General features: G+C 59.8%; 31 protein-coding genes and 1 other annotated feature. Of the genes, 25 read left to right on the forward strand and 6 right to left on the reverse strand.

Translation table 11 applies throughout. From position 1 onward, the window contains the following. Positions 1-72: 72 nt before the first annotated feature. The 4 genes from HMPREF1546_RS17010 to HMPREF1546_RS17025 all read right to left on the reverse strand — a co-directional run bounded on the left by HMPREF1546_RS17010 (position 73) and on the right by HMPREF1546_RS17025 (position 5,471). Complete coding sequence (locus HMPREF1546_RS17010) at positions 73-1,362, reverse strand: BMP family ABC transporter substrate-binding protein (RefSeq protein WP_021747883.1); 1,290 nt, start codon at positions 1,360-1,362, stop codon at positions 73-75. A 265-nt stretch (positions 1,363-1,627) separates the two neighbouring features. Continuing rightward, positions 1,628-2,563, reverse strand: a complete 936-nt coding sequence (arcC, locus tag HMPREF1546_RS17015) for a carbamate kinase (protein ID WP_021747881.1) — start codon at positions 2,561-2,563, stop codon at positions 1,628-1,630. A 105-nt stretch (positions 2,564-2,668) separates the two neighbouring features. Next, positions 2,669-3,859, reverse strand: a complete 1,191-nt coding sequence (ygeW, locus tag HMPREF1546_RS17020) for a knotted carbamoyltransferase YgeW (protein ID WP_021747880.1) — start codon at positions 3,857-3,859, stop codon at positions 2,669-2,671. A gap of 199 nt (positions 3,860-4,058) precedes the next feature. After that, a complete protein-coding gene (locus HMPREF1546_RS17025) occupies positions 4,059-5,471 on the reverse strand; it encodes a YgeY family selenium metabolism-linked hydrolase (protein WP_036629531.1) in 1,413 nt (470 codons plus the stop codon). 239 nt (positions 5,472-5,710) lie between these two features. Between HMPREF1546_RS17025 and HMPREF1546_RS17030 the strand changes: the two genes are divergently transcribed. The 5 genes from HMPREF1546_RS17030 (at position 5,711) to HMPREF1546_RS17050 (ending at position 11,695) form a co-directional block, all read left to right on the forward strand. Continuing rightward, positions 5,711-6,427 carry a GntR family transcriptional regulator gene (locus HMPREF1546_RS17030; RefSeq protein ID WP_021747878.1) on the forward strand — a complete coding sequence of 239 codons (717 nt, stop codon included), beginning with the start codon at positions 5,711-5,713 and terminating at the stop codon, positions 6,425-6,427. 227 nt (positions 6,428-6,654) lie between these two features. Then, positions 6,655-7,830, forward strand: coding sequence for a YgeY family selenium metabolism-linked hydrolase (locus HMPREF1546_RS17035; protein ID WP_021747877.1), 1,176 nt, complete (start codon positions 6,655-6,657; stop codon positions 7,828-7,830). Positions 7,831-7,916: 86 nt separating this feature from the next. Then, complete coding sequence (locus HMPREF1546_RS17040; protein ID WP_025543835.1) at positions 7,917-9,338, forward strand: sodium:alanine symporter family protein; 1,422 nt, start codon at positions 7,917-7,919, stop codon at positions 9,336-9,338. Positions 9,339-9,536: 198 nt separating this feature from the next. Next, entirely contained in the window at positions 9,537-10,217 is a 681-nt protein-coding gene (locus HMPREF1546_RS17045; protein WP_021747874.1) for a transcriptional regulator, read from the forward strand. A gap of 2 nt (positions 10,218-10,219) precedes the next feature. After that, the gene (locus tag HMPREF1546_RS17050) at positions 10,220-11,695 is read left to right on the forward strand and encodes a pyridoxal-phosphate dependent enzyme (protein ID WP_021747873.1); all 1,476 of its coding nucleotides are present in this window, start codon (positions 10,220-10,222) and stop codon (positions 11,693-11,695) included. A gap of 38 nt (positions 11,696-11,733) precedes the next feature. Here HMPREF1546_RS17050 and HMPREF1546_RS19060 read toward each other — a convergent pair whose 3' ends face one another. Further along, on the reverse strand, positions 11,734-11,895 hold the full coding sequence (locus HMPREF1546_RS19060) for a hypothetical protein (RefSeq protein ID WP_155979266.1): 162 nt from the start codon (positions 11,893-11,895) through the stop codon (positions 11,734-11,736). Between the two features lie 119 nt (positions 11,896-12,014). Between HMPREF1546_RS19060 and HMPREF1546_RS17055 the strand changes: the two genes are divergently transcribed. From HMPREF1546_RS17055 to HMPREF1546_RS17105, 13 genes are all read left to right on the forward strand, one after another. Then, positions 12,015-12,203, forward strand: coding sequence for a YlcI/YnfO family protein (locus tag HMPREF1546_RS17055; RefSeq protein WP_021752180.1), 189 nt, complete (start codon positions 12,015-12,017; stop codon positions 12,201-12,203). 4 nt (positions 12,204-12,207) lie between these two features. Next, positions 12,208-13,449 (forward strand): threonine synthase, encoded by a 1,242-nt coding sequence (locus HMPREF1546_RS17060; RefSeq protein ID WP_021747870.1) that lies wholly within the window; start codon positions 12,208-12,210, stop codon positions 13,447-13,449. 294 nt (positions 13,450-13,743) lie between these two features. Beyond that, a complete protein-coding gene (locus tag HMPREF1546_RS17065; RefSeq protein ID WP_021747868.1) occupies positions 13,744-14,304 on the forward strand; it encodes a phosphoribosyltransferase family protein in 561 nt (186 codons plus the stop codon). Between the two features lie 188 nt (positions 14,305-14,492). Continuing rightward, the gene (locus HMPREF1546_RS19065; protein ID WP_147629876.1) at positions 14,493-14,753 is read left to right on the forward strand and encodes a hypothetical protein; all 261 of its coding nucleotides are present in this window, start codon (positions 14,493-14,495) and stop codon (positions 14,751-14,753) included. A 132-nt stretch (positions 14,754-14,885) separates the two neighbouring features. Beyond that, positions 14,886-15,350 (forward strand): hypothetical protein, encoded by a 465-nt coding sequence (locus HMPREF1546_RS17070; RefSeq protein WP_036629529.1) that lies wholly within the window; start codon positions 14,886-14,888, stop codon positions 15,348-15,350. Then, positions 15,351-15,491: a hypothetical protein gene (locus HMPREF1546_RS19070; protein WP_021747865.1), complete on the forward strand. Its 141-nt coding sequence runs from the start codon at positions 15,351-15,353 to the stop codon at positions 15,489-15,491. Between the two features lie 19 nt (positions 15,492-15,510). Further along, complete coding sequence (locus HMPREF1546_RS17075) at positions 15,511-16,779, forward strand: HAD hydrolase family protein (protein ID WP_021747864.1); 1,269 nt, start codon at positions 15,511-15,513, stop codon at positions 16,777-16,779. A 161-nt stretch (positions 16,780-16,940) separates the two neighbouring features. Then, the gene (locus HMPREF1546_RS17080; protein ID WP_021747863.1) at positions 16,941-17,174 is read left to right on the forward strand and encodes a helix-turn-helix transcriptional regulator; all 234 of its coding nucleotides are present in this window, start codon (positions 16,941-16,943) and stop codon (positions 17,172-17,174) included. After that, positions 17,158-17,364 carry a hypothetical protein gene (locus HMPREF1546_RS17085; RefSeq protein WP_147629877.1) on the forward strand — a complete coding sequence of 69 codons (207 nt, stop codon included), beginning with the start codon at positions 17,158-17,160 and terminating at the stop codon, positions 17,362-17,364. Before HMPREF1546_RS17080 ends, HMPREF1546_RS17085 begins: the two co-directional genes overlap by 17 nt. Next, the gene (locus HMPREF1546_RS17090; RefSeq protein ID WP_021747861.1) at positions 17,361-17,789 is read left to right on the forward strand and encodes a hypothetical protein; all 429 of its coding nucleotides are present in this window, start codon (positions 17,361-17,363) and stop codon (positions 17,787-17,789) included. The genes HMPREF1546_RS17085 and HMPREF1546_RS17090 overlap by 4 nt, the downstream gene beginning before the upstream one ends. A gap of 7 nt (positions 17,790-17,796) precedes the next feature. Continuing rightward, on the forward strand, positions 17,797-18,201 hold the full coding sequence (locus HMPREF1546_RS17095) for a hypothetical protein (RefSeq protein ID WP_021747860.1): 405 nt from the start codon (positions 17,797-17,799) through the stop codon (positions 18,199-18,201). Between the two features lie 30 nt (positions 18,202-18,231). Then, on the forward strand, positions 18,232-18,930 hold the full coding sequence (locus HMPREF1546_RS17100) for a hypothetical protein (protein WP_021747859.1): 699 nt from the start codon (positions 18,232-18,234) through the stop codon (positions 18,928-18,930). 248 nt (positions 18,931-19,178) lie between these two features. Beyond that, positions 19,179-19,673, forward strand: coding sequence for a DUF2798 domain-containing protein (locus HMPREF1546_RS17105; RefSeq protein WP_021747857.1), 495 nt, complete (start codon positions 19,179-19,181; stop codon positions 19,671-19,673). Between the two features lie 51 nt (positions 19,674-19,724). Here HMPREF1546_RS17105 and ruvX read toward each other — a convergent pair whose 3' ends face one another. Beyond that, positions 19,725-20,150, reverse strand: coding sequence for a Holliday junction resolvase RuvX (gene ruvX, locus HMPREF1546_RS17110; RefSeq protein ID WP_036629527.1), 426 nt, complete (start codon positions 20,148-20,150; stop codon positions 19,725-19,727). A gap of 297 nt (positions 20,151-20,447) precedes the next feature. On the opposite strand from ruvX, the gene rpmG reads away from it, so the two are divergent. The 7 genes from rpmG to rplL all read left to right on the forward strand — a co-directional run bounded on the left by rpmG (position 20,448) and on the right by rplL (position 24,218). Continuing rightward, positions 20,448-20,597 (forward strand): 50S ribosomal protein L33, encoded by a 150-nt coding sequence (rpmG, locus tag HMPREF1546_RS17115; RefSeq protein ID WP_021747855.1) that lies wholly within the window; start codon positions 20,448-20,450, stop codon positions 20,595-20,597. Positions 20,598-20,633: 36 nt separating this feature from the next. Then, entirely contained in the window at positions 20,634-20,846 is a 213-nt protein-coding gene (secE, locus tag HMPREF1546_RS17120) for a preprotein translocase subunit SecE (RefSeq protein ID WP_021747854.1), read from the forward strand. Between the two features lie 13 nt (positions 20,847-20,859). Continuing rightward, a complete protein-coding gene (nusG, locus tag HMPREF1546_RS17125; protein ID WP_021747853.1) occupies positions 20,860-21,384 on the forward strand; it encodes a transcription termination/antitermination protein NusG in 525 nt (174 codons plus the stop codon). A 133-nt stretch (positions 21,385-21,517) separates the two neighbouring features. After that, on the forward strand, positions 21,518-21,943 hold the full coding sequence (gene rplK / locus HMPREF1546_RS17130) for a 50S ribosomal protein L11 (RefSeq protein WP_021747852.1): 426 nt from the start codon (positions 21,518-21,520) through the stop codon (positions 21,941-21,943). 103 nt (positions 21,944-22,046) lie between these two features. Continuing rightward, positions 22,047-22,739, forward strand: coding sequence for a 50S ribosomal protein L1 (gene rplA / locus HMPREF1546_RS17135; RefSeq protein ID WP_021747851.1), 693 nt, complete (start codon positions 22,047-22,049; stop codon positions 22,737-22,739). 355 nt (positions 22,740-23,094) lie between these two features. Further along, positions 23,095-23,219 (forward strand) — a sequence feature (ribosomal protein L10 leader region). A gap of 33 nt (positions 23,220-23,252) precedes the next feature. Further along, entirely contained in the window at positions 23,253-23,795 is a 543-nt protein-coding gene (gene rplJ / locus HMPREF1546_RS17140) for a 50S ribosomal protein L10 (RefSeq protein WP_021747849.1), read from the forward strand. Positions 23,796-23,846: 51 nt separating this feature from the next. Next, positions 23,847-24,218, forward strand: a complete 372-nt coding sequence (gene rplL, locus HMPREF1546_RS17145; RefSeq protein WP_021747848.1) for a 50S ribosomal protein L7/L12 — start codon at positions 23,847-23,849, stop codon at positions 24,216-24,218. Positions 24,219-24,294 lie beyond the last annotated feature (76 nt).

Genomic DNA, 24,294 nt, shown 5'->3' on the forward strand with positions numbered 1-24,294 from the left:
CCGATGCCGCGGAGGGGATGGAGCGATTTGAGAGAAAGGGGCTGCCAAAGGGCAGCCCCTTTCGTTGGATATTTAGTTGTTGTTCAGCTCAGTGATGCCGTCGATCCGCAGGGAGAAGTACGGAGCGGAGCGCAGCACGGACTCCTGGAAGGCGCCGTCCACGATGGCCTCGCCGGTGTCGTTGACAAAGTCGCCGTCGCTGTCCAGACCGAACGCAGATGTCACATGACCGTCGGCGTCCACCTGATAGGACCCGTCGGCAGCGGGCTGGCAGGTGAACTTGGAGGTGTCGAACACCTTCAGGCTGCCGTCCTTGATGCTGGACCAAGCGGCGTCCACGGCCTCCTGGGTGCCCTCGGCGCACTCAGGCCCCAGCTTGGAGATCATCACAGCGTCCTCACTGATGCCCACGGCATAGTCCACGGGCACTTCCTCGCCGGCGATGAACTTCTCCAGGGTGTCCCGGTACAGGACGGACCAGTTGTTCTGGGAAGAGGTCAGAGCGGCGGTGGGCGCCACTTCCAGCATATCAATGTTGTAGCCCACAGAGTAGACCACAGAGCCGGCATCCTTCTGCGCCTGGACGGCGGAGGGGGCACCGGTGGAGTCGGCGTGCTGGCCGATGATGACGCAGCCGCGGGCCATCAAGGCATTGGCGGCCTCGCCCTCAGCCACGGGATCATACCAGGAGTTGGTGTACTGGACCTCCATGTAGGCCTCGGGAACCTGGGTCTGGATGCCCAGCAGGAAAGCGGTGTAGCCACAGACCACCTCGGCATAGGGATAGGCACCCACATAGCCCACCTTGGGATCGGTGACGGTGCCGGCGTCCATCAGCTCTTTCAGCTTCATGCCGGCCACCACGCCGGAGACGTAGCGGGACTCATATGTATAGGGGAACAGGTTCTTGTAGTTGTCCAGACCGGAGGTGGCGGCCATGTCGCCGGTGCAGGAGACGAAGGTAACGTCGGAATAATCCTCGGCGGCATCCAGCATGTAGCTCTGGTGGCCATAGGAGTCAGAGAAGATGATATTGCAGCCCTCTTCCGCCAGATCCACGGCGGCGTCATAGCAGTTTTCATCCTCCGCGATGTTGTAGCGGAAAATAACCTGAGAATTGGCATCAATACCTAACTCTTCACAGGCGGCAGTCAGGCCCTCGATATGGGCCGCGTCATAACCGGAGTTGATGTCGTGGACGCAGATCAAACCGATCTTGACATCCGCGGCGCTGCCGCTGGATTCCTCATTGGCGGCGGGGTCTTCGGCGGGGCTGCCGGTGCTCTCCTCGTCGGAGCCGCCGCAGGCCGCCAGGCTGAGCGCCATGACCAGCGTCAGCAGCAGTGCAAGGAACTTCTTCATTCTACTTTCCTCCTTAAAATAAAATTGGGTGGGTCACTGCAAGGGACAAAGCGGGGTGTTTCCCCTCTCTATTGCCATCATACAGGGTCAAACGGAAAAATTCAACCGGATTTTTACTTTTTTTAGGCGGATAAACCAAAAAAATACCGACCTAAATAGGTCGACCTTTGGCAGTGTGCACAATAATAAGACGAAAAAGACAAACAAGGAGAGCGTTTTTTTCGCTCTCCTTGTAGAAAATTGACAGATTGACCTTTTTTGGATCTTACATGGAGACGGCGGTGCCGGTTTTTCCGGCGATGCCGTCCTTGGCCTTCTCCAGCAGGGTGATGAGGGCCGTGCGGCCGGGCTTGGACGCGGCGAACTTCACGGCAGCCTGGACCTTGGGCAGCATGGAGCCGGGGGCGAACTGGCCTTCCGCCTCGTACTGCCGGGCCTCCTCCGGCGTCAGGTGATCCAGCCACTTCTGATCCGGCTTGCCGAAGTTGATGGCCACCTTCTCCACGGCGGTGAGGATGATGAGGGCGTCCGCGTCCAGGCTCTCCGCCAGCAGCTCGGAGGCGAAATCCTTGTCGATGACGGCGCCTGCGCCCTTCAGGTGGTTGCCCTCCGTCCGGTAGACGGGGATACCGCCTCCGCCGCAGCCAATGACTACCTGGCCCGCCTCCATCAGCGTACGGATGGTCTCGATCTCCACAATGGCTTTGGGTTTGGGAGAGGCCACGCAGCGGCGCCAGCCCCGGCCTGCGTCCTCCATGACGCAGTTGCCCCGGCGGCGCATCTCCTCCGCCTCCTCCTCAGTCATAAAGGTACCGATGGGCTTGGAGGGATTCTGGAAAGCCGGATCCGCCGGGTCTACCTCCACCTGGGTGAGGACGGTGGCCACGGGCTTTTGGATGCCGCGGTTTAGCAGTTCCTCCCGCAGGGAGTTCTGCAGGTCATAGCCGATATACCCCTGGCTCATGGCAGTGCAGACGGACATGGGGGCGATGGGATGGCTGTGATCCTCCCGGGAGAGGGTGGTCATGGCGATGTTGATCATGCCTACCTGGGGGCCGTTGCCGTGGGCCACCACCACCTGATGGCCCTCCTGAATCAGGTCCACGATGGCCTTGGCGGTGTGCTTCACAGCGACCATCTGCTCCGGCAGGTTGTTGCCCAGGGCGTTGCCGCCCAAGGCGATAACGATACGTTTGCCCATAGTTGGTGTATCCCTTCTTCACAAATGATAGTGGTCGAACCTATCAGATAGTTTTGGCGGGAACGCCCGCGCTATTCCCGCCAAAACTTGAAATTTTTAGAACGATCAGAACAGCTTCCGCTTGCTGCCCTGGTCCAGGGCCATCAGCGCGGAGACCGGGTCCTTCACTTTGCTCATCAGGATCATGGCCGCGATGATGTAGGGCTTATAGCTGGCCTCCTTGTACAGGGGCACCAGGTATCGGTCGAACACGGAGTTGTCCACCTCGCCCTCCGGGCAGCTGAGGCCGGTGATATCGGCGGGCAGGCAGTGCAGGTACAGGGCCTTGCCGTTCTTCGTCCGCTTCATCATCTCTTCGGAGCAGGTCCAGTCCTTGTGCTGGGCGTTCTGGGCCAGCAGCTGCTTCTCCAGAGCGTCGATACCCGCCTGGTCACCGGCCTGATACAGCTTGGTCCGCTGCTCCATGGCGGCAAAGGGCGCCCAGCTCTTGGGATAGACGATGTCGGCGCCGTCGAAGGCCTCCTCCATGGTGGAGACCTTCTTGTAGGAGCCGCCGGTGGCCGCCGCGTTCTTTTTGGCGATCTCCTCCACCTCGGGCATCACGTCATAGCCCTCGGGATGGGCCAGCACCACGTCCATGCCGAACCGGGTCATCAGGCCGATGACGCCCTGGGGCACGGACAGGGGCTTGCCGTAGCTGGGGGAGTAAGCCCAGGTCATGGCGATCTTCTTGCCCTTCAGGTTCTCCACACCGCCGAACTCATGGATGATGTGCAGCATGTCCGCCATGCACTGGGTGGGGTGGTCCACGTCGCACTGCAGGTTCACCAGGGTGGGCTGCTGTTCCAGAATGCCGTCCCGGTAGCCCTCCTTCACGGCATCCATGAAGGTCTTCTGGTACTTGTGGCCCTCGCCGATGAACATGTCGTCCCGGATACCGATGACGTCGGCCATGAAGGAGACCATGTTGGCGGTCTCGCGGACGGTCTCGCCGTGGGCGATCTGGCTCTTCTTCTCGTCCAGGTCCTGGACGGTCAGACCCAGCAGGTTGCAGGCGGAGGCGAAGGAGAACCGGGTGCGGGTGGAGTTGTCCCGGAAGATGGAGATGCCCAGGCCGGAGTCAAAGATCCGGGTGGACTTGTTCCGCTCCCGCAGGTCCCGCAGGGCGTCGGCCACGGTGAAGATGGCCTCCAGCTCCTCGTCGGTCTTGTCCCAGGTCCAGTAGAAGTCGGACTTGTACATGTTGTTGATGTGCAGCTTTTCCAGATGCTTGGCCAGCTCGATGGTCTTGGACATATTCAGCACTCCTTGTAATATGTGAAATTGTAGATGTATGGCGGCTCTGCCGCAGCGAAAGGAAAAACCAGGAAAAGGGTCTAGGGAAAAACCCAGGTTTTTCCCAGTTGATTTGCCTCCGGCAAATCAAGCAAATCGAATCATTTTCGCCGCGGCGTGTACGTGGCGAAAATACCTTGACCCAGCCCCCCTTCGAAGCTCACCGGATATCGTTATCCGTGAGGCTCTGCCGGAACTCGGTGACGTCAGCAGTCTTGTTCTCGGGCTTGTACAGGCCGGGTACTGCGGCGTACAGGGCGGCACAGGTCACCAGATCCTGCTTCCAGGTGATCTCATTGGGGGCATGAGCCTGGGACTCGGCGCCGGGGCCAAAGCCCACGCAGGGGATGCCATATCGGCCCTGGATGGACACGCAGTTGGTGGAGAAGGTCCACTTGTCGGTGAGGGGACGGCCCTCCCGCAGGTGCATGGCGTCCCGCTTCTGGTCCGCGTCGGCATGGCCGATGCGCTTGTCGCCCCACAGGGCATGGTGGGCGTCCACCAGCGCCTGGACATGGGCGGCGCTCTCCTTGTTGATCCAGGTGGGGAAGAAGCACTCCGTCTCATAGACCTCGCCGGTCCAGGCGGGCCGGTCATACATGTACATGCTGACCTTCACATCGTCTCCGTACTTCTGGACGGCGGGCAGCTGCCGGATCTCCTCCAAGCAGGAGTCCCAGGTCTCGCCGGCGGTCATGCGCCGGTCGATGGAGATGGCGCAGCTGTCCGCCACAGCGCAGCGGGAGGGAGAGGTGTAGAAGATCTGGCTGACGGTGCAGGTGCCCCGGCCCAGGAACTGGGCGTCCTCGTAGTGCTCCGGATTGAATTCCGGATTCAGCATCTTCACCAGGCCCTTCACCCGGTTGGAGGGGCCGTCGCCGCTCTCGTTCAGGGCCCGGACATCCTGGAGGATGTCGGCCATCTTGTAGATGGCGTTGTCGCCCCGCTCCGGCGCGCTGCCGTGGCAGCTGACGCCCTTGACGTCCACCCGGATCTCCATGCGGCCCCGGTGGCCCCGGTAGATGCCGCCGTCGGTGGGTTCGGTAGACACCACGAACTCGATCTTGCTGCGGGCGTCCTCCTGGCCCTGGAAGTCCTTGTTGACGATGTACTGCCAGCACATGCCGTCGCAGTCCTCTTCCTGGACGGAACCCACCACCATGATCTTGTAGCCGGCGGGGATCAGGCCCAGATCCTTCATGATCTTGGCGCCGTACACGGCGGAGGCCATGCCGCCCTCCTGATCGCTGCCGCCCCGGCCGAAGATGACGGCGTCGTCCTCATAGCCCTGATAGGGGTCGGCCTCCCAGTTGTTGATGTTGCCGATGCCCACGGTGTCGATGTGGGAGTCGAAGGCGATGATCTTGTCGCCGTCGCCCATCCAGCCGATGACGTTGCCCAGGCCGTCGATCTCCACCTTGTCATAGCCCAGCTTCTCCATCTCCGCCTTGATGCAGTGGACAACCTCCTTCTCCTCACAGCTCTCGCTGGGGTGAGAGATCATCTCTCGCAGGAACCGGGTCATGTCGGCCTGATAGCCTTGGGCCGCCGCTTTGATCGCTTCAAAATCCATATCGCTGACCTCCATATCAATGTTTGGAATCCCGTCATTTCCACATCACGGATTGGCTTACCTATCCCTATCATAGCATAAGAAAACAGGATGTCAAACAAAAAATGAGAAAACCTAAAAATTTTTTTGAATCTCCGGCGCGGAATGCGCCGTCCGGCCGAAATGATTGCAAAACCAAAGGGCTTGTGATATATAATGGTAGAGTAAAAAGAACAGCAGATTTGGGATGGGGAGAGCTTATGCCGATACCGGAAAACGTGGAAAACCTGCGGAGAGTTTCCGCAAAGAGCAGCATTTATCAAGTGGTATGCAGCTGGATCATCACGGGTGTGCTGAAGCCGGGAGAAAAGATCGTTGATTCCGAGCTTGCGAAGCGATTCAATGTCAGCCGGACCCCGGTGCGGGAGGCCATTCAGATCCTGGAGGGACAGAAGCTCGTCTATGTGGTGCCGGGCCGGGCTACGGTGGTGGCGGATATTGACCCTGCGGATATTGAAAAATGCTACCGGACGCTGGCGGAGCTGCAGGGACTGGCGGCGGAGCTGGCCTGCGGCAGCCTCACGGACCGGGAACTGGAGCAGCTGGAGCGGATTCACGCCGCCTTTGTGGATGCCTGCGGCCGTAATGACGGCACCGATGCGATCACGCAGGACAACCTCTTCCATGACGCGATTGTCCGCGGGGCACACAACGAGTATGTGGAGGAATTTTCCCACACGATGATCCTCCATATCCAGCGGATCAAATACCATTATTTCCACTGTGACCGGCTGCGAAAGATTTCCGTTTCCCAGCATGGGGAAATCCTTCAGACCATCCAGGCCCGGGACAGCGCCCGCGCGAAGGAGCTGATGCGAAGCCACTGGCTCTGCTCCATGGAAAATAGCCTGCGGGATGTTGCGGGCATGATCCATGGAGCCGGCGCAGAATCCGGACAGGATGTTCTGACAAAGTAAAGATGGGAAGAAAAAGCCAGAGAGAGGACGCGGAGAGAATCCGGGTCCTCTCGATGTTTTCTGGGCGAATTCCATAAAATTGTATCCGGCCTCTGGTACGTTCCGTAGAAATCCTTTGGAGAGGCCGGGCTTTCGTTGACTTCCACAAGAGTGCGGTTCATAATGAATATGCGATATATTACATATTGCATATAAAGTATGACAGAGGTTGAGAAAGGAGCAGAGACATGGACAGAGACCAGCGGCTGATTGAGTTTTGCCAACAGGCTGTTCGAATCCCCAGTCCCTCCGGGCAGGAACGGGAAGTGGCCCAGCTGATGAAGCGCAAGATGGAAGAGTATGGTTTCGACGAGGTGCTCATCGACAGGTACGGCAGCGTACTGGGCCGGATGCGGGGCCGCCGACCGGGAAAGACCATCCTTCTGGATGGCCACATTGACAATGTGGATGTGATCGACGCCGACGAGTGGACCCACGACCCCTTTGGCGGCGAAATCGACCAGGGGCGGATTTACGGCCGGGGCACATCGGATATGAAGGGAAGCGTGACGGCCATGATCTCTGCGGTTGCCCACTTTGCCGAGGACAGCGGCCGCGACTTTGCCGGAGAGATTTGCGTGTCCTGCACCGTTCATGAGGAGTGTTTTGAGGGGGTCTCCTCCCGGGAGATTACCCGGCTGGCGAAGCCGGACTTTGTCATCATTGGCGAAGCGACGTCCACCACCGTCAAGATCGGTCAGAGAGGCCGCGCAGAGGTGGTTGTGGAGACGGAGGGGGTGAGCTGCCATTCCTCGAATCCGGACAAGGGCGTTAATGCGGTCTACCACATGATGGCTGTGATCGAGGAGATCCGCCGGATCATCCCCAACGAGCACCCCATTCTGGGAAAAGGAATTCTGGAGCTGACAGACATCATCTCGTCCCCATATCCGGGCGCCTCGGTGGTCCCGGCCCTCTGCCGGGCCACCTTCGACCGGCGGACCCTGACAGGGGAGAACGAGGCCGTGATTCTCGGCCAGGTGGAGGAGGCAATCGCCCGCGCCAGGGAAAAGATCCCCGGCTTGAAGGCGCGGACCTATCTGGCAGAGGGGAAGGAGGTCTGCTGGACCGGGGAGGCCATCGCCGCGAAGCGGTATTTCCCGGCGTGGCTCATTGATGAGGACAATGAATATGTGCAGAAGGCGCTGGCCGGTCTGAAGAAAGCGGGAATCGAGGCGCCGATCTCTCACTTCTCTTTCTGCACAAACGGCAGCCACTTCTGTGGCGAGGCCGGGATTCCCTGCATCGGCTACGGCCCCTCTTTGGAGAGCCTGGCCCATGTGCGGGATGAATACATTGAAATTGAGCAGCTGACAAAGGCATGCAGAGGCTTCGCCAGCATCCTCCGGGAGCTGACTCAGTAGAGCGCGGACTAGAAATCACGAATTTAAAAGGAATGGTTATAGCATTGGAGTAAATCTGATTATTATTGATAAGGAGAATGGACCGTATGGAACAGATTTTGAAATCAATCTCCAGCTTTCTGTGGGGTGCTCCAGTCCTGATCCTCCTGGCCGCCGTTGGGCTGCTGTTTGGATGTAAGACAAAATTTTTCCAGTTTCGCAAGTTCGGCTATATTTTAAAGAATACTGCCGGCGAGATGTTTAAAAAAGGCGGCGGCGCAAAAGGGAAGGAAGGAACGCTGACGCCGCTGCAGGCGGTGAGCTCCGCGCTGGCCGGCTGCGTAGGAACGGCGAACATCGCGGGCGTGGCCACCGCCATGGTGGTGGGCGGCCCCGGCGCCGTGTTCTGGATGTGGGTCGTCGCCCTGCTGGGAATGCTGACGAAATGCGTTGAGGTTACGCTGGGCCAGTACTACCGTGTCAAGGGAGAGGACGGCGTTTATTATGGCGGCCCCATGTACTACATTGAGCGGGGAATGGGCAGAAAGTGGAAACCCCTGGCCGTCATTTTCTCTGTCACTATCATTTTGGGCGGCCTGGGAACCGCTGCGTTCGCCCAGCCCTATACCATGTCCACCGCTGTGCAGAACAGCCTGGGAATTCCCGCATGGATTACCACCGTGGCGGCGGCCGTCATCTGCGGCGTGGTTCTGCTGGGCGGCGTCAAGTCCATCGGCGGTTTCTGCGAGAAGCTGACCCCCGCCATGTGCCTCATCTATGTGGTGGGAGTGCTGGGCGTGATCATCATAAATCTGGAACATGTGCCCGCCGCCTTTGCGGCGATTTTCCGCTATGCGTTTGCACCCATGCCCGCTGTGGGCGGTCTGGCGGGCTCCACAGTTGCGCTGGCGCTGCGGCAGGGCGCCGCCCGCGGGACCTTCTCCAACGAAGCGGGCTGCGGCTCATCGCCCATCACCCATGCGACCGCCATCACCGATCACCCCTTTAAGGAGGGGATGTACGGCTGCTTTGAGGTATTCGTGGATACGCTGGTGGTATGCACGATGACAGCCCTCGGAATTCTCTGCGCGGGCCCTGAAATCTGGCAGTCCGGCCTGGAGGCGGAGGCGCTGACCATGGCCGCCTTTTCCACAGCGTACGGCAGCACGGTCGGCAAGCTCCTGGTTACCATTCCTCTGGCGTTGTTCGCATTCTCCACTATGGTGGGGTGGGAGATCAATTATGAATCCGCGTTCTTCTATTTGTTTCCCAAGGGAAAGCAGTCCAAGGTGTTCAAGTACGCCATCCGCATCCTGTGGCTGGTTCCCGGTTTCCTGGCTCTGGGGAAGACGCCCCAGGTGATTTGGACCATTGTGGATATTGTCTCGGGCTTCTGGTGCATCCCCAACGCCATCGCACTGCTGGCCCTGTCCGGTGTGTTCATGAGGATTTACCGGGATTATGAGAGCAAATACATCAGCAAGACCAAGCCGGTCTCCCAGCCCCTTGAGTATGTCGGGAAGGATTGACTGTCGGGCGGCGCTTGGGCGTTGACAGGCCGCTTCCAAGCGCAGAAAGCTGTGGACAGAGCATCAGGCGGCATCCGCAAACGACGTGGATGCCGCCTGATTTTTGGGACCGGCGGAGATCAAACACTTTTTTCGCAGACCTAAAAAAATATTTGCTAAAACATTGCAATCTCGGCTGGATGCTGGTATGATGCAGATATGAATATCGCTCTGGAAAGTGAGAAGGTGATCCCCTTGGAGAGCAACCGGCTGGAGATGCTCAAGCAGATTGCAGATGCCTTGGCGGCCCAGTTCGGGCCAAACTGTGAGGTTGTGATTCACGATTTGTCCGCGCAGAATGCGGAACACCCCATTGTCTATATTGTCAACGGCCATGTCACAGGCCGCAAGGTGGGGGACGGGGCCTCCTATGTCGTGGTGGAGCAGCTGACCACCAATGACCCGGCGCCTCGGGACCATTTGGCCTACCTGACCCGGACGCCGGACGGCAAGATCCTCAAATCCTCCACAGTCTATATCCGTAACAGCAAGGGCAAGGTCTCCGCCATTCTGGCCATCAACTACGACATCTCCAAGCTGCTGATGGTGGAGAGCGCGGTCCACGATCTGATCTCCACCGGCGAACCCCAGCAGGAGGAACCGGAGAAAATCGTCAACGTCAATGATCTGCTGGAGGAGCTGATCCAGCAGTCGGTGTCCCTGGTGGGCAAGCCCGTGGCCCTGATGAACAAGGAGGACAAGGTGCGGGCCATCCGCTTCCTGAATCAGAACGGCGCGTTTTTGGTGACCAAGTCCGGCGACAAGATCGCCAAGTATTTCGGCATCTCCAAGTACACTTTGTATTCCTATATCGACACAAAACAACAGGAGGGCAAGTAAGTATGATTGATCTGACCATCAACAAGACGGGCCTGGAGCACAATCTCCGCAAGGCGAAGGAAAATCGCATCATCATCCCCACCATCGCCCAGATGCAGCACCCGGAGACCATCCCGGAGAAGATCCGGGAGCGGCTGAAGACCGTGGGCCTCTGGGATGTGGATCCCCTGAACCTGTTCCGCATCACCTGGAAGAATGAGGCCAAGGAGAGCGGCGGAATGTTCCAGGCGGTGCCCAACTACATCGAGCTGCCCCCGGCGCTCACCGGCGTCCCCTGCCGGATCGTGGCCATGGTGGGCAAGTGGTTCCCCACCGGCTGCCACAAGGTGGGCGCCTCCTTCGGCTGCCTGGCCCCCCGTCTGGTGACCGGCCAGTTCGACGTGAACAGGCACAAGGCCGTGTGGCCCTCCACCGGCAACTACTGCCGCGGCGGCGCCTTCAACTCCCGGCTGCTGGGCGCCCAGGGCGTGGCCATCCTGCCGGCGGAGATGAGCCAGGAGCGGTTTGACTGGCTCCATGAGATCGGCGCCGAGGTCATCGCCACCCCCGGCTGCGAGTCCAATGTGAAGGAGATCTTCGACAAGACCAACGAGCTGAAGCAGGATCCCCAGTACATGATCTTCAACCAGTTCGAGGAGATGGGCAACCCCCTGTGGCACTACAATGTCACCGGCAACGCCCTGGCGGATGTGTACGAGGCCATCAAGCGCCCCGGTGACCGGTTCGCCGGCGCGGCTTTCACCTCTGGCTCCGCCGGTACCATGAGCGCCGGTGATCTGCTGAAGGAAAAGTATCCCCATCTGAAGCTGGCGGTGGGCGAGGCCCTCCAGTGCCCTACCATTCTGGAAAACGGCTTCGGCGGCCACCGGATCGAGGGCATCGGCGATAAGCACATCCCCTGGATCCACAACGTGAAGAACACCGACATGGTCATCGACATCGACGATGAGGACAGCCAGCGGCTGCTGCGCCTGTTCAACACCCCTGAGGGCCAGGCGTATTTGAAGAACGAGCTGCACCTGGACGACGAGCTGATCGAGAAGCTCACCTGGCTGGGCATCTCCGGCATCGCCAACGTGCTGTGCTGCATCAAGATGGCGAAATACTATGAGTTCACCGAGCGGGATGTGGTGGGCACCGTCCTCACCGACTCCGCCGTCATGTACGGCAGCCGCATCCAGGAGCTGAACGACCAGTATGGCGCCTACAATGCCCATGAGGCGGCCATGGACCACGCACTCCACATGCTAGGGCTGAAGCTGGACAACATGCAGGAGCTGACCTATGCGGACCGCAAGCGGGTCCACAACCTGAAGTATTACACCTGGGTGGAGCAGCAGGGCAAGACCGTGGAGGAGCTGAACGCCCTGTGGTACGACACGGAGGGCACCTGGGACACCGTCCACGCGCAGGCCAAGGACCTGGACGACCTGATCAACGCTTTCAACGAGGCCACCGGGCTGCTGAAAGACCTGTAAAACGCCGCAGGGCGGGGCAACCGCCCCGCCCTGCTTATTTATGTCTCCTCCGCGCGGATATAGGCATCCTCAGCCTCCTGCTGAATGCGGACCAGAATATCCCAGGCCCGGCTGGTCTCCTGCTGGTCCAGGGCCTTCAGAGCGTCGGCGATGCCGTTGAACAAAATCGTATAATATTGGGGGAAATTTTCGCGTTCCATATCCGCCACCTCCATAATATGTATTATATTGCACTATAAATTGTAATGCAATATGCAATATTATAAACGTGCGCATAACGCAATACGATTCGTCATATAAAAATATGGCGAGGTGTGCTATGCGGAAATTCAAAATTCCTAAACCAGAATCAACAACGAACAAAACGATTCGTTTCCCCAACAGCGTTATTGACGCGGTGGAGGAGGCGATTCGTGGAACAGAATGTACGTTTTCCGCCTTTGTGATCGAAGCTACCCGGGTGGCTCTTGAGAATCTTCTGGAGGAGGAAACGTCAAAAGAGGAGTAACGCTATGAAACACGTTCTGTACGGCAAATGCGTCAAGTGCGGCAAGACCTACGACGCTGTGCCGGATCTGACCAACTGCGAATGCGGCGGCATTCTGGACATCATCTACGATTATGACTACATCAAGACCCGGCTGACGAAGGAAAAGCTGGCGGCCCGACAGGACCATACCATGTGGCGCTACCGGGAGCTGCTGCCTGTGGAGGAGGACACGCCCAACACCCCCCTGCGGGTGGGCTGGAGTCCCCTGTACGAGGAGCCCCGCCTGGCGGAGCAGCTGGGCCTGAAGCGCCTGTGGGTAAAGGACGACGGCCAGAACCCCACCGCCAGTCTGAAGGACCGGGCCAGCGCCATGGCGGTGGCCAAGGCCCGGGAGGCGGGGGCGAAGGTGATCGCCTGCTCCTCCACCGGCAATGCCGCCAGCTCTCTCGCGGGCAACGCCGCAGCGGCAGGCCTCAAGACCTACATCTTCGTCCCCTCCCGGGCTCCCAAGGGCAAGGTGGCCCAGCTGATGACCTTTGGCGCCACGGTCATCTCCGTCCAGGGCAGCTATGAGGAGACCTTTGAACTGTCCAAGCAAGCCATTGACCGCTGGGGCTGGTACAACCGCAACGCCGCCATCAACCCCTACCTCTCCGAGGGCAAGAAGACCGTGGCCCTGGAGATCATGGAGCAGCTCTCCTGGCAGGTGCCGGACTATATCGCCATCAGCGTCGGCGACGGCTGCACCATCGCCGGCCTCTGGAAGGGCCTGAAAGACCTGTATGCCATTGGCTTCATTGACCGCCTGCCCCGGCTGATCTCCGCCCAGGCGGAGGGCTGCTGCCCCATCAACCGGGCCATTGCGGAGAACAAGCCCTGGGAGCCCATGGAGGAGAACACCCTGGCGGACTCCATCGCCGTGGGCGTGCCCCGGAACGCGGACAAGGCCCTGATGGCCATTCGGGAGTCCGACGGCATCGTGGTGAACGTCTCCGACGAGGAGATCATGGCGGCACAGAAGCTGCTGGGCCGGACCTGCGGCGTGTTCGGAGAGCCCGCCGGCGTCACTGGCGCCGCCGGCGTGAAGAAGCTCTGCGAGCAGGGCGTCATCGGCAAGGATGACACGGTGGTCAGTGTGGTCACCGGCAACGGCCTCAAGGACGTGGCCAACGCCATCAAGGCCGCGGGAGAACCCATCTCCATCCCTTCCGACATGGACCGCCTGCTGGCGGCCTTTGCGGAAAAGGGCATCACTGTGGAATAAGCGGCAAGGGGCCGGCGGTCTCCCGCCGGCCCTTTTTCTCGAAAAATTTTCTGATCCGCGCAACGATTCTCTCCCGTTTTCCGATGATATAGGTGAAAGCAGCTTTCATAAAGAGAGGGACTACCGTAGCGGATACGGAGAGGAAGCGGGGCGTTCCTCCGGGAAGGGCCTGCTGGGCCCGGTCAGCAGGCGGCACAGAGCCTTCTTGACTTTTCCCGCGCAGATTATATAATAATGTACGGTGCCTCCCGGGCACCATCCACCTGAGGGAATGAGAAAGAGGAGGCACCTGATATGACGTATCCCATGACCGTGGCGGGCCTGCGCCGGGACCTGCCCATCTGCAAAGTGACGGATGACCTGTACATCGGCGCGTTTATCGTGTTCGGCGATGCGGAGCTGACTGTGGCCTGCGCCCGGGAGCTTTTGAAGCTGGTCCCGGCGGAGGACTATGACTACATGCTGACGGCGGAGGCCAAGAGCATCCCCCTGATTCATGAGATGGCCCGCCAGTCCGGTGCGAAGAAGTATTTCATCGCACGAAAGGGTCCCAAGGCATATATGCCGGATCCTATCCACGTGGAAGACACCTCCATCACCACCGCGGGAACCCAGCGGCTGTATCTGGGCCGGGACGATGCGGAGCTGATCCGGGGCAAGCGGATCCTGCTGATGGACGATGTGATCTCCACCGGCGGTTCCCTTCACGCCATGGAACAGCTGGTGGCCCTGGCGGGCGGCACCGTCACCGGCCGAGTGGCCGTCCTGGCGGAGGGTGAGGCCGCAGAGCGCAGTGACATCAAGTTTCTGGAAAAGCTGCCGGTGTTCCATGCAGACGGTACTGTAAAAGACTGAAGTGAAGAGAGACCGGGCGCGCCGCTGACTCGTGGCGCGCCTTTTTCCGCATACGCTTGCAAAATCCTGGAAGAATGGTAGAATAAAGGCACAATGAAAACGAAGCATGTGGTCTATTGACTTCCGCACGTCAACGCGCCGGCGGCAGTGCTCTGCACCGCCGCCGTCACCGGCCGGGTGCCCTCCAGGTGCCGCTGTGGTTTCTGTTCAGCCTGCCTATGCTGTACCACATCGTTGTGGAGGACCGGCAGAAAGTGGGCTGGCCTGTCCATGACTGGCTGCCGGAGGCCAGCGCCTTGTGCTGTATGGAGGTACTGCCGTACTGTTCGCTGGCTATGCGGCGCCGGTATCCGGCGGAGGGGGGGAGTGCGTCCGCCGCTTTGGGGACCGGGACGACGGCCACCTGCTTCGGAGCCTGTCTCCCATCTTCGCTGTGTCGCCCTATCTGATGAAGACCCGGAACATCGCCCAGAACTATATCCGGGACGCAGTGGAGATCGCCCGAGCAGAACAGGATATCACACAGAAGCGGGCGGCGGGGATGGAGCACTTCGGCCTGCTGCACGTGCGGCTGGCGGTCTATGTGCGAACGGACCTGTGCCCGGGACCGGGAGATCGAGGTGAACATGACCGTCAAAAAGGAGATGTCCCCGGACACGGTCATCAAGCTCCGGTTCGACCCATCGGACACGGCGGACGTGGTCTATCAGCGGTTCAATGCCAAAGTCCAGGAGGTGAAGAACGTCTTGGAGGACACCTCCTTCGGTGCGCTGGCTGGCGCGTTCCATCTGGCGCCGGGTCTGCTGCTGAAATTCTTGGTGTGGGCCCTGCAGGTCAGCGACTACTTCGGCTGCCTGCCCAGCTCCATCACCCATCTCTCGCACTTCCACGGGTCGCTGTACATTACCTCCATGGCCTCACTGGGGATTCCGCCCATCTTCCATCATCTGTACGATTTCGGCAATGTGCCGGTATTCTGGTCTTTCGGCCGGAAGCGGCAGGCGTTTGAGTACCAGTGGGACGGTACGGTGGCCCGGCGGAGGTAGGTGGACGGCTGCTTCGTCACGGACGAGTGGATTGTGGACGGATTCTATTTCGCGGTCGCCATGCACAGTTTTCAGAATCTGATCCACGGTCCCTGGCAGCTGGACGAGCCGCCGGAGGAGGCCGTGCAGGATCAGCCCTGATATAGAGAGGAGGTCGTTTATGACGGACCACACCGTACCGCCCATCGGAATGCGGATGGTCAAAACCGCGGCGGCAGTGCTGATCTGCCTGCTGGTGTCCATGGCCGTGGACCGGGAGGATATGCGCATCTATTCCTCCATCGCGGCGCTGCTGTGCGTTCAGCCCTATGCGGAAGATACGAAGCGCATGGCCATCCAGCGGATTGTGGGCACAGCCATCGGCTCTGTGTTCGGCATCGCCACGCTGCTGCTGGAGATGGACCTGGATATCCAGGGGACTTTGGTGGGCTACATCGTCATCGCTGCGGTGACCGTGCCCAACCTGTGGATCGCCGTGGTGCTGAAGTCCTCCAATGCGGCGGCCCTCTCAGGCATCGTGTTCCTCAGCATCACCGTCACCCATGTGACGGACGCCAGCCCCTGGATCTTCGCCTGGTACCGGGCGTCGGAGACGCTGGTGGGCATCGCGGTGGGCATCGCCGTCAACGCCTTCCAGCTGCCCCGCCGGAAGCGGCGGGACGTGCTGTTCGTCTCCGGCCTGGACGGCTTGTTGCTGACGGAGCAGGGGACGCTGACACCGTACAGCCGGGTGAGCCTGAACCGGATGCTGGACGACGGGATGCAGTTCACCCTGTCCACCATGCGCACACCCGCCTCTGTGCGGGAGGCCACCCGGGACCTGCGGCTCCGCCTGCCCGTCATCGTCATGGACGGCGCGGCGCTGTACGACATGGAGAAGAAGCGGTATCTCCATGCCTGCGTCCTGCCCAGGGAGCTGGCCCTGCGGTGCGAGGCGGTGTTCCGGGCCCAGGGCATTCACTGCTTTCTCAACGGTGTACTGGATGATAACCTGATGATCTACTACGGGGAATTCCACCACGAGACGGAGCGGGCGATCTTTGAGAAGCTGCGGACATCCCCCTACCGGAATTATGTGAGCAGAAGCTACTACAAGGATTGCCCCATTGTGTACCTCATGGGCATTGATCTGACGGAGCGGATGCAGGCGCTGTATGACGCACTGGGGGAGGCGGGCCTGTTGGAACAGGTGAAGGTGCGGTTCTACCCTGCGGCGGAGTATCCCGGATACAGCTACCTGAAGATCTATGAGCGATCCGCCTCACGTGAGGCCATGCTGGAGCGGCTGAAGCAGGATCTGGGCATGGAGCGGAGCGTGGTGCTGACGACGCAGGAGGGCTGCGGAGACGTGGTGATCCGCGGCGGCGCCAACCAGGCGGTGAAGCGGCTGGGGCGGCTGTTTGAGCCCTATCTCTGGGAGCAGAAATAACACGGACGGAGCTGCGGCTCCGTCCGTGTTTTGCATTCGGAAAGAAAACCGGAGCAGGGACTTGACAAGTGTGGAAGCCTGTGTATAATATGAAGTATCCTTCATGTGAAAGACGCTTCACGAGAAGGGCCCTTCACATTTATGGAAAGGGGAGAGAGACCATGAAAAACCGTGTACGGGAGCTCCGGACCGAGGCAGGCATGACCCAGCAGCAGCTGGCGGATCTGGTCCACGTGTCCTCCCGCACCATCATCTCCCTGGAGAAGGGGCAGTACAACCCGTCCCTGCTGCTGGCGTACCGACTGGCGCTGGTGTTCCGCATCACGGTGGAGGACCTGTACTGCCTGGCGGAGAACAAGGAACAGGAGGACCGGGAAAATGAGGAATGGACATAAGGGCCGTATGGCCTGCGGAATTCTGGAACTGATGCTGGGCGTGGGGCTGATCTTGTACATCTGTCTGGCGGACCGGCAGCGGATTGGTCTGGCTGCGGTGGCCGCGGTGGTGGTGACGGCGGGACTTGGGACCTTCTGTACCGGTGCAACGGCGGTTCCGGCGAAGCGTAAGGAGGAAACTGTGCAATGAGAATTTATTACAAGAAGAAATTTTGGGCCGGCGTGGGAGCTCTGCTGCTGGGCCTGGCCCTGCCGGGCACCTGTTTGTTCGTGGGCTGGGAGCGGTTCGACCTGAAGGACGCCGTGCTGACAACGTTCATGGTCCTCAGCGGAATCAGCGGCATTCTCCGGAGCCTGGACCGGGAGAAGGCCCGGCAGGACCGGGACGAGGACCGGGACGAGCGCACCAGGTACAACACGTACCGCAGCCGGGCCCTCACGTTCCGGGTGCTGTTTTGCCTGAACTTCGTCATACTGGCCGGGTGCTTCATCGGTTGGTGGCGGTCAGGTGAACAGGAAGTCTACATCCAGACGGCTGTTCCCTGCATGGTGCTGTTTATCGTGGGCTGGATCACCCGGATCGCCAGCGATTTCTACTATGAGTTCAAGGGGTGAAAATGAGATGCGCATTTATAATAAGCGGAATTTTGCTGCCGGGATCCTCAGTCTGGCTCTGGCGGTGGCTTGCGGCGTGGTCCTGGCGGTGACGGGATTCCAGACGAAATGGCTGATCGCCCTGGTGCTCCTGCTGGCCGCTGGCGGCTTCGATCTGTGGTGGTCTCTGTCCCGGGAGTCCAGGCTCCCGCGGGTGGATGAGCGGGACCAGGCCGTCAGCCGGAAAAGCGCCTGGCTGGCCTACCGGATTGTGGCTAACGGCTGCTGGATCGTGAGTCTTGCGGCCCTGGTGGTCTATGGAATCAGCCGGATCCCGGCAGCTCTGGCGGTGACCATCACGCTGGACGCTGTGACCATCGGGGCTTTTGCCGCCCTGCTGGGGGCTGAGGTCTACTATGAAAAACGGATGTGAGGCCGCCGGCCCTCTGGAAAAGGAGAACGTATGGATCGAAGCGAAGATTTGAAACAGGTGCGGGACCTGCATCTGGTCCGGGATGAGCGGGACAGGGAGGTGGAGGCGGCCGCCGGACTCCGGGCGGGAAACGCGGTGGTGCTGGTGAGCCAGCTGCTCTCCGCCGTCTGCCTGCTCCAGGATGATCCGGCCTGGATGGCGCTGCTGTCCCTGACGCTCGTCTGGGGGGGCGTGAAGGGCTTTTGGCGATTCAGACAGTACCAGGAGAGGATCTATTTGGTGTGGGGCCTGCTGACCTGCGCCGGAGCGGCGGCGCTGCTGGGACTCTATTTCCACCGGGCCTGGTCTGCCGGGATGTCGTTCACCAGACTGCTGGGCTACGCAGTGCTGTGCCAGGTGCTGACGGTGGCCGCCGGACTGTTATTTGTGGCGCTGCTGCTGGGTATCTTCTGGCTGGCCCACAAGCTGGGGCATATAGAGGGAGAGCGTTGGGAGCAGTATTTCCAGTCCGTGTCCACCGCCGGACTTCTGCTGCGGGTGGGTACTGTGATGGCGGTGGCCCTGGCAGCGGTGGCGGCCCTCAGCGTTCCCCTGTTCGCCCGGTTGGGCTTTCAGGAGCCGAGACTTCTGGCCGCGCTGTTTTTTGTGGCAAGAGGCGCGTACCTGCTTAACAAATTCAGCCGTCGGCGGGACGAACTGATCCAGAAGCTCCTGAAGCTGAAACGCTGAGCTGCTTCAGCTGGGTGAAGCGGCACGGGGGCAGACTTGTACAACCTGCCGGAATCTCCCGGTGTTTGCAGGGAGAATTTTCTCCAGAGGTGCCTATTATGCGGACTGCCGTGAGATGCTATCATAAAATGGAAATCCCATCGTGGAAAAACAAATACTGAGATAGAAATAAGTCCGCTGGGCGTAGTCTATGGAGCGATAGGCTGCGCCCTCTTTTTCTGCTCAGGACAAGGAGTGTTTCGATCATCATGCCAAAAACAACTGTACAGAAAGTGATCTTCGGTCTGCTGATGTCCTTTTTCATGGTGCTGGCCATGGAGATGTACAACACAGGCCTGCGGAACGGCGGTCTTACAAACGCCGGGATCCTGAACGCCCTGCGGGAGCTGCCGCTGATGTTTGCGCTGTGCTTCCTGACCAGCACAGTTGTCGGAGAACCCCTGGCCGCCCGCCTGGCGGCACGGCTGGCAGTGCCCCGGGAGTGGCCCTTTGCCGCCGTTCTGGCCCGGTCCGCCATGACGGTGTGCGTCATGTGTCCGGCCATGAGCCTATGGGCTACGGTGATCTTCCAGCAGCCGGGGATCGAGTTGGTGCCCTCCTGGCTCCAGACGGTGGTCTGCAATTTTCCTATGGCGTTTTTCTGGCAGATCTTTTTCTGCGGTCCGCTGGTGCGGCGGCTGTTCCAGCTGCTGGTGCCCTCCGCGGCGCTTGTACCCGCCTGTGCGGAAGAGGCGGCGGAATGAGGGACATGTGCAAGCGGTCCCGGACGCTGGTACGTCCGGGACCGCTTGCCATTATCCCTCCGGGTGCGTTTTTAAATAGGTGAGGTAGCCCTCTAGAATCAGCGATGCCGCCACAGCGTCCACCACCTTTTTCCGCTTCTTGGCGTTCTTGCCGCTGCTCATCAGGATCTGGTGAGCGTCGATGGTGGTGCGCCGCTCGTCCCACAGGACCACCGGCAGGCCGGTGGTCTCCTTCAGCAGCTGCCGCATGGCCTGGGCCTTTTCCGAGCGGGGCCCGCGGGTGCCGTCCATGTTGATGGGATGCCCCAGCACCAGCCGTTCCACCCTGTGCTCCTTTGCCAGAAGTGCGATCTGTTCCGTCACCCGGTCCGGGCGGTAGGCGTTGATGACGGTGGTGAAGCCGGCCAGCAGGCCGGTGGGGTCGGAGATGGCGATGCCGGTGTGGGCGTCGCCGTAGTCGATGGCCATGATGCGCATGGTGGTCTCCTTTCCAGGGAAGAATAAACGCCGGTATGGCGCGTTTTGCCTGCCCACAGGATACCACATCGGGGCAGGCCGCGCAAGGCGGAAAAAACCTGACATTTTTTTCAAAAAGAGGTTGACCGGCGCCTTGACCTGTGTTACAATCATTCTTACCTGTGAAAAAGGGTTTTCTTTTCATGCGCTTTTTTCGCTTTTCAGCCATGGAGGTCTGCCCGCCAAGCTGCAGGGAGGCAATCGGGACTCTCCCGGTCCGCCGGAGAGAGAGCCCCAATAATAAGGAGGTGCCGTTAGATGCGCGTGAAGGTCACTTTGAGATGCAACGAGTGCAAGCAGAGAAACTACAACACCATGAAGAACAAGAAGAACACTCCGGACAAGCTGGAACTCAACAAGTACTGCCCCTTCTGCAAGAAGCACACGCTCCATACCGAGACTAAGTAAACGGTCACGAATGATGAGAAAGGGCGTGTAAACGTTATGGCAGAAGAAGTCAAGAAGAAAAGAAGCCGCGGTCAGTGGTTCCGCGAAATGAAAAGCGAACTGAAGAAGGTCGTCTGGCCTGACCGGAAGACCGTGATGAAAAACACCGGCACCGTGCTGCTGTGCTCCTTGGCCATCGGCGTGTGCATCTGGATCTTTGACTTTGTCATGGTCACCGCTGTCCAGATGATCCTCAGCCTGTTCGCCTGATTGAGGTAGAAACATGTCAGAGAGCGCGAAGTGGTATGTGGTGCATACCTATTCCGGCTACGAGAACGCCGTTAAGACCAGCATTGAAAAGTTCGTCACAGGCCGCGGAATGGAGGACATGATCCTGCGGATCGAGGTCCCCATGGAGACGGTGACAGAGGTCACGGACTCCGGTGCCACCAAAGAGGTGGAACGGAAGGTATTCCCCGGCTACGTGCTGATCAAGATGGTCATGACTGACGATACCTGGCATCTGGTGCGGAACGTCCGCGGCGTCACCGGCTTCGTGGGCTCCGCCAACAAAGCCATCCCCCTCACGGAGGAGGAGGTTCTGGCCATGGGCATGGAAAAGCATGAGATCGTGGTCAGATACAATGTGGGCGACCATGTGAAGATCGTGGACGGCCCACTGGCCAGCTTTACCGGCGTGGTGGAGGAGATCGAGCCCGAGAAGAATCGAGTCAGCGTGATGGTCTCCATGTTCGGCCGCGAGACTCCGGTGGAGCTGGAGCTGGACCAGGTCGAGGTCCAGGACTGATCGAATATCTGCCGGGCGCCCCAGGGCGCCGGCCCGCCGGACATTCCGGCGGAAAAGTGGGAGGGGCTGAACTGCCCCGCCAAAGACGGCCCCGTGCCGCCACCACATTCATAGATTTAGGAGGTGCTACTCCGTGGCACAGAAGATTACTGGTTATGTGAAACTGCAGATCCCCGCAGGCAAGGCAACTCCCGCGCCCCCCGTTGGTCCCGCTCTGGGCCAGCACGGCGTGAACATCGCCGCCTTCACCAAGGAGTTCAACGAGCGTACCAAGAACGACATGGGCATGATTATCCCCGTGGTCATCACTGTGTATGCTGACCGCTCCTTCTCCTTCATCACCAAGACGCCCCCCGCGGCCGTCCTGATCAAGAAGGAGTGCAACATCGAGTCCGGCTCCGGCGTGCCCAACAAGACCAAGGTGGCCACCATCTCCAAGGCTTCCATCCAGAAGATTGCTGAGATCAAGATGAAGGACCTGAATGCGGCCAGCCTGGAGTCCGCCATGAGCATGATCGCCGGCACCTGCCGGTCCATGGGCGTCGTCGTCGGCGACTGAGCCCGGCTTTCACAGACCGTTTCAAACAGCGAGCGGCCCGTGGGGCCGCACCATACAGTGGGAGGATTCATTTCCGAAGAACCACTATGAGGAGGAAGTAACATTGTTTAGAGGCAAGAAATATAAGGAAAGTGCCAAGCAGATCGACAAGACCATGCTGTACGACGCTGCTGACGGCATGGCGCTGATCTGCAAGACTGCCAGCGCCAAGTTTGACGAGACCGTTGAGCTCCATGTGAAGCTGGGCGTGGACTCCCGTCACGCTGACCAGCAGGTCCGCGGCGCCATCGTGCTGCCCCACGGCACCGGCAAGACCGTCCGGGTCCTGGTGTTCGCCAAGGGCGACAAGGCCGACGCTGCCCGGGAGGCCGGCGCGGATTACGTGGGCGAGATGGATATGGTGGAGAAGATCCAGAAGGAAAACTGGTTCGACTTCGACGTGGTTGTTGCCAGCCCCGACATGATGGGCCTGGTGGGCCGCCTCGGTAAGGTCCTGGGCCCCAAGGGCCTGATGCCCTCCCCCAAGGCCGGCACCGTCACCCCCGACGTGGCCAAGGCCGTGCAGGAGGTCAAGGCCGGTAAGATCGAGTACCGCCTGGACAAGACCAACATCATCCACTGCCCCATCGGCAAGGTGTCCTTCGGCCCCGAGAAGCTGACTGAGAACTATAACGCGCTGATGGGCGCCATCGTGAAGGCGAAGCCTGCCTCCGCCAAGGGCCAGTATATTCGCAGCTGTGTAGCCGCGTCCACCATGGGCCCCGGCGTGAAGATGAACACGGCGAAGATGATCTGAGGCTGTTCGGAGGGGAGCTGGCTCTCCTCCGAACACCCCATCGCCGCGTCAAAACAAATTGCGCTTCATCCGTTTCTGCCTGTGGTGAAACCGGATACCGCTCCGTTTGTTTTTCCTTTTCCGACAAAAGCTGGGCTTTTGTTGGGGCCCGACGTGGTCACTGGCGTGCGCACCCCGGTGCGCGGGACGATGAATTTTCGCCGCACACATGTTGCGGCAAAATGATTCGGTTTTCGTCTTCCGCCGCAGGCGGAAGAACCGGAAAAAACCTCCGTTTTTTTCGGGCCTTTTTCCCGGTCCTGTGGGATCTGGGGAAATCTGTTATTTAGTTCTTGACAAATCGTCGAGAATTAAATATAATACCAGATGCGTTCCAAAGACAGCAGGTGGCATGAGCCATAAATCCTGCCGAGGGCGGCAAACTTGATTTGCTATCCGTCCCTGTGTCTTTGCGCACAGGGACGGTTCCTTTTTTTGAACGCACCGACAATTTTCCTGGAGGTGAACACTAGAATGCCTAACGCAAAGGTCTTATCTGAAAAGCAGGCCATCGTGGCCGAGCTGACTGAGAAGATCCAGAAAGCTTCCGCCGGCGTGCTCGTGGATTACAAGGGCATCACCGTTGAGGAGGACACCGCGCTGCGCAGAGAGTGCCGGGAGAACGGCGTCGATTACGCCGTTGTCAAGAACACCCTGCTCCGCTTTGCCTTCAACAACACCGGCCTGAACGAGCTGGACGATCTGCTCAACGGCACCACGTCTCTGGCTCTGTGTGAGGAGGATGTAGTCGCTCCCGCCCGCGTCATGAGCGACTATGCCAAGAAGCTGAACGACAAGTTCGAGATCAAGGGCGGCTTTATGGACGGCAAGCCCGTCTCTCTGGAGACCATCCAGTCTCTGGCTTCCATCCCCGCTCTGCCCGTTCTGCGCGCCCAGTTCCTGGGTACTATGCTGGCTCCCATTACCGGTCTGGCTGTGGTCCTGAAGCAGATCGCCGAAAAGGGCGGCGAGCCCGTGGCTGTCGCTGCTGAGGAAGCTGCCCCCGCCGCTGAGTAATTGAGGCGGCAAGTTCTTACTTTTAAATTTTACAATTAGGAGGCTATTACAATGTCTGAGAAAGTTACCGCTATGATCGAAGAGATCAAGGGCCTGACCGTTCTGGAGCTGAGCGAGCTGGTGCACGCTCTGGAGGAGGAGTTCGGCGTGTCCGCCGCCGCTATGGCTGCTCCCGCTGCCGGCGCTGCCGCTCCCGCCGCTGAGGAGAAGACCTCCTTCGACGTGGTCCTGACCGGCTTCGACGCCGCTGCCAAGATCAAGGTCATCAAGGTTGTCCGCGAGATCACCGGCCAGGGCCTGGCCGAGGCCAAGGCTACTGTCGAGGGCGCTCCCAAGACCCTGAAGGAGGGTGCTTCCAAGGAGGACGCCGAGGCTCTGAAGGCTCAGCTGGAAGAGGCTGGCGCCAAGGTCGAGCTGAAGTAATCGAACTTCCATACTTGTTACTGTACCCCACAAAACAGTACAGTAGTGCCCCAAAACGGCACGCAAAAATAGTGAG

Origin of the sequence: Oscillibacter sp. KLE 1745 (assembly GCF_000469445.2) — a bacterium.
In the GTDB taxonomy this organism is placed as follows: domain Bacteria; phylum Bacillota; class Clostridia; order Oscillospirales; family Oscillospiraceae; genus Oscillibacter; species Oscillibacter welbionis.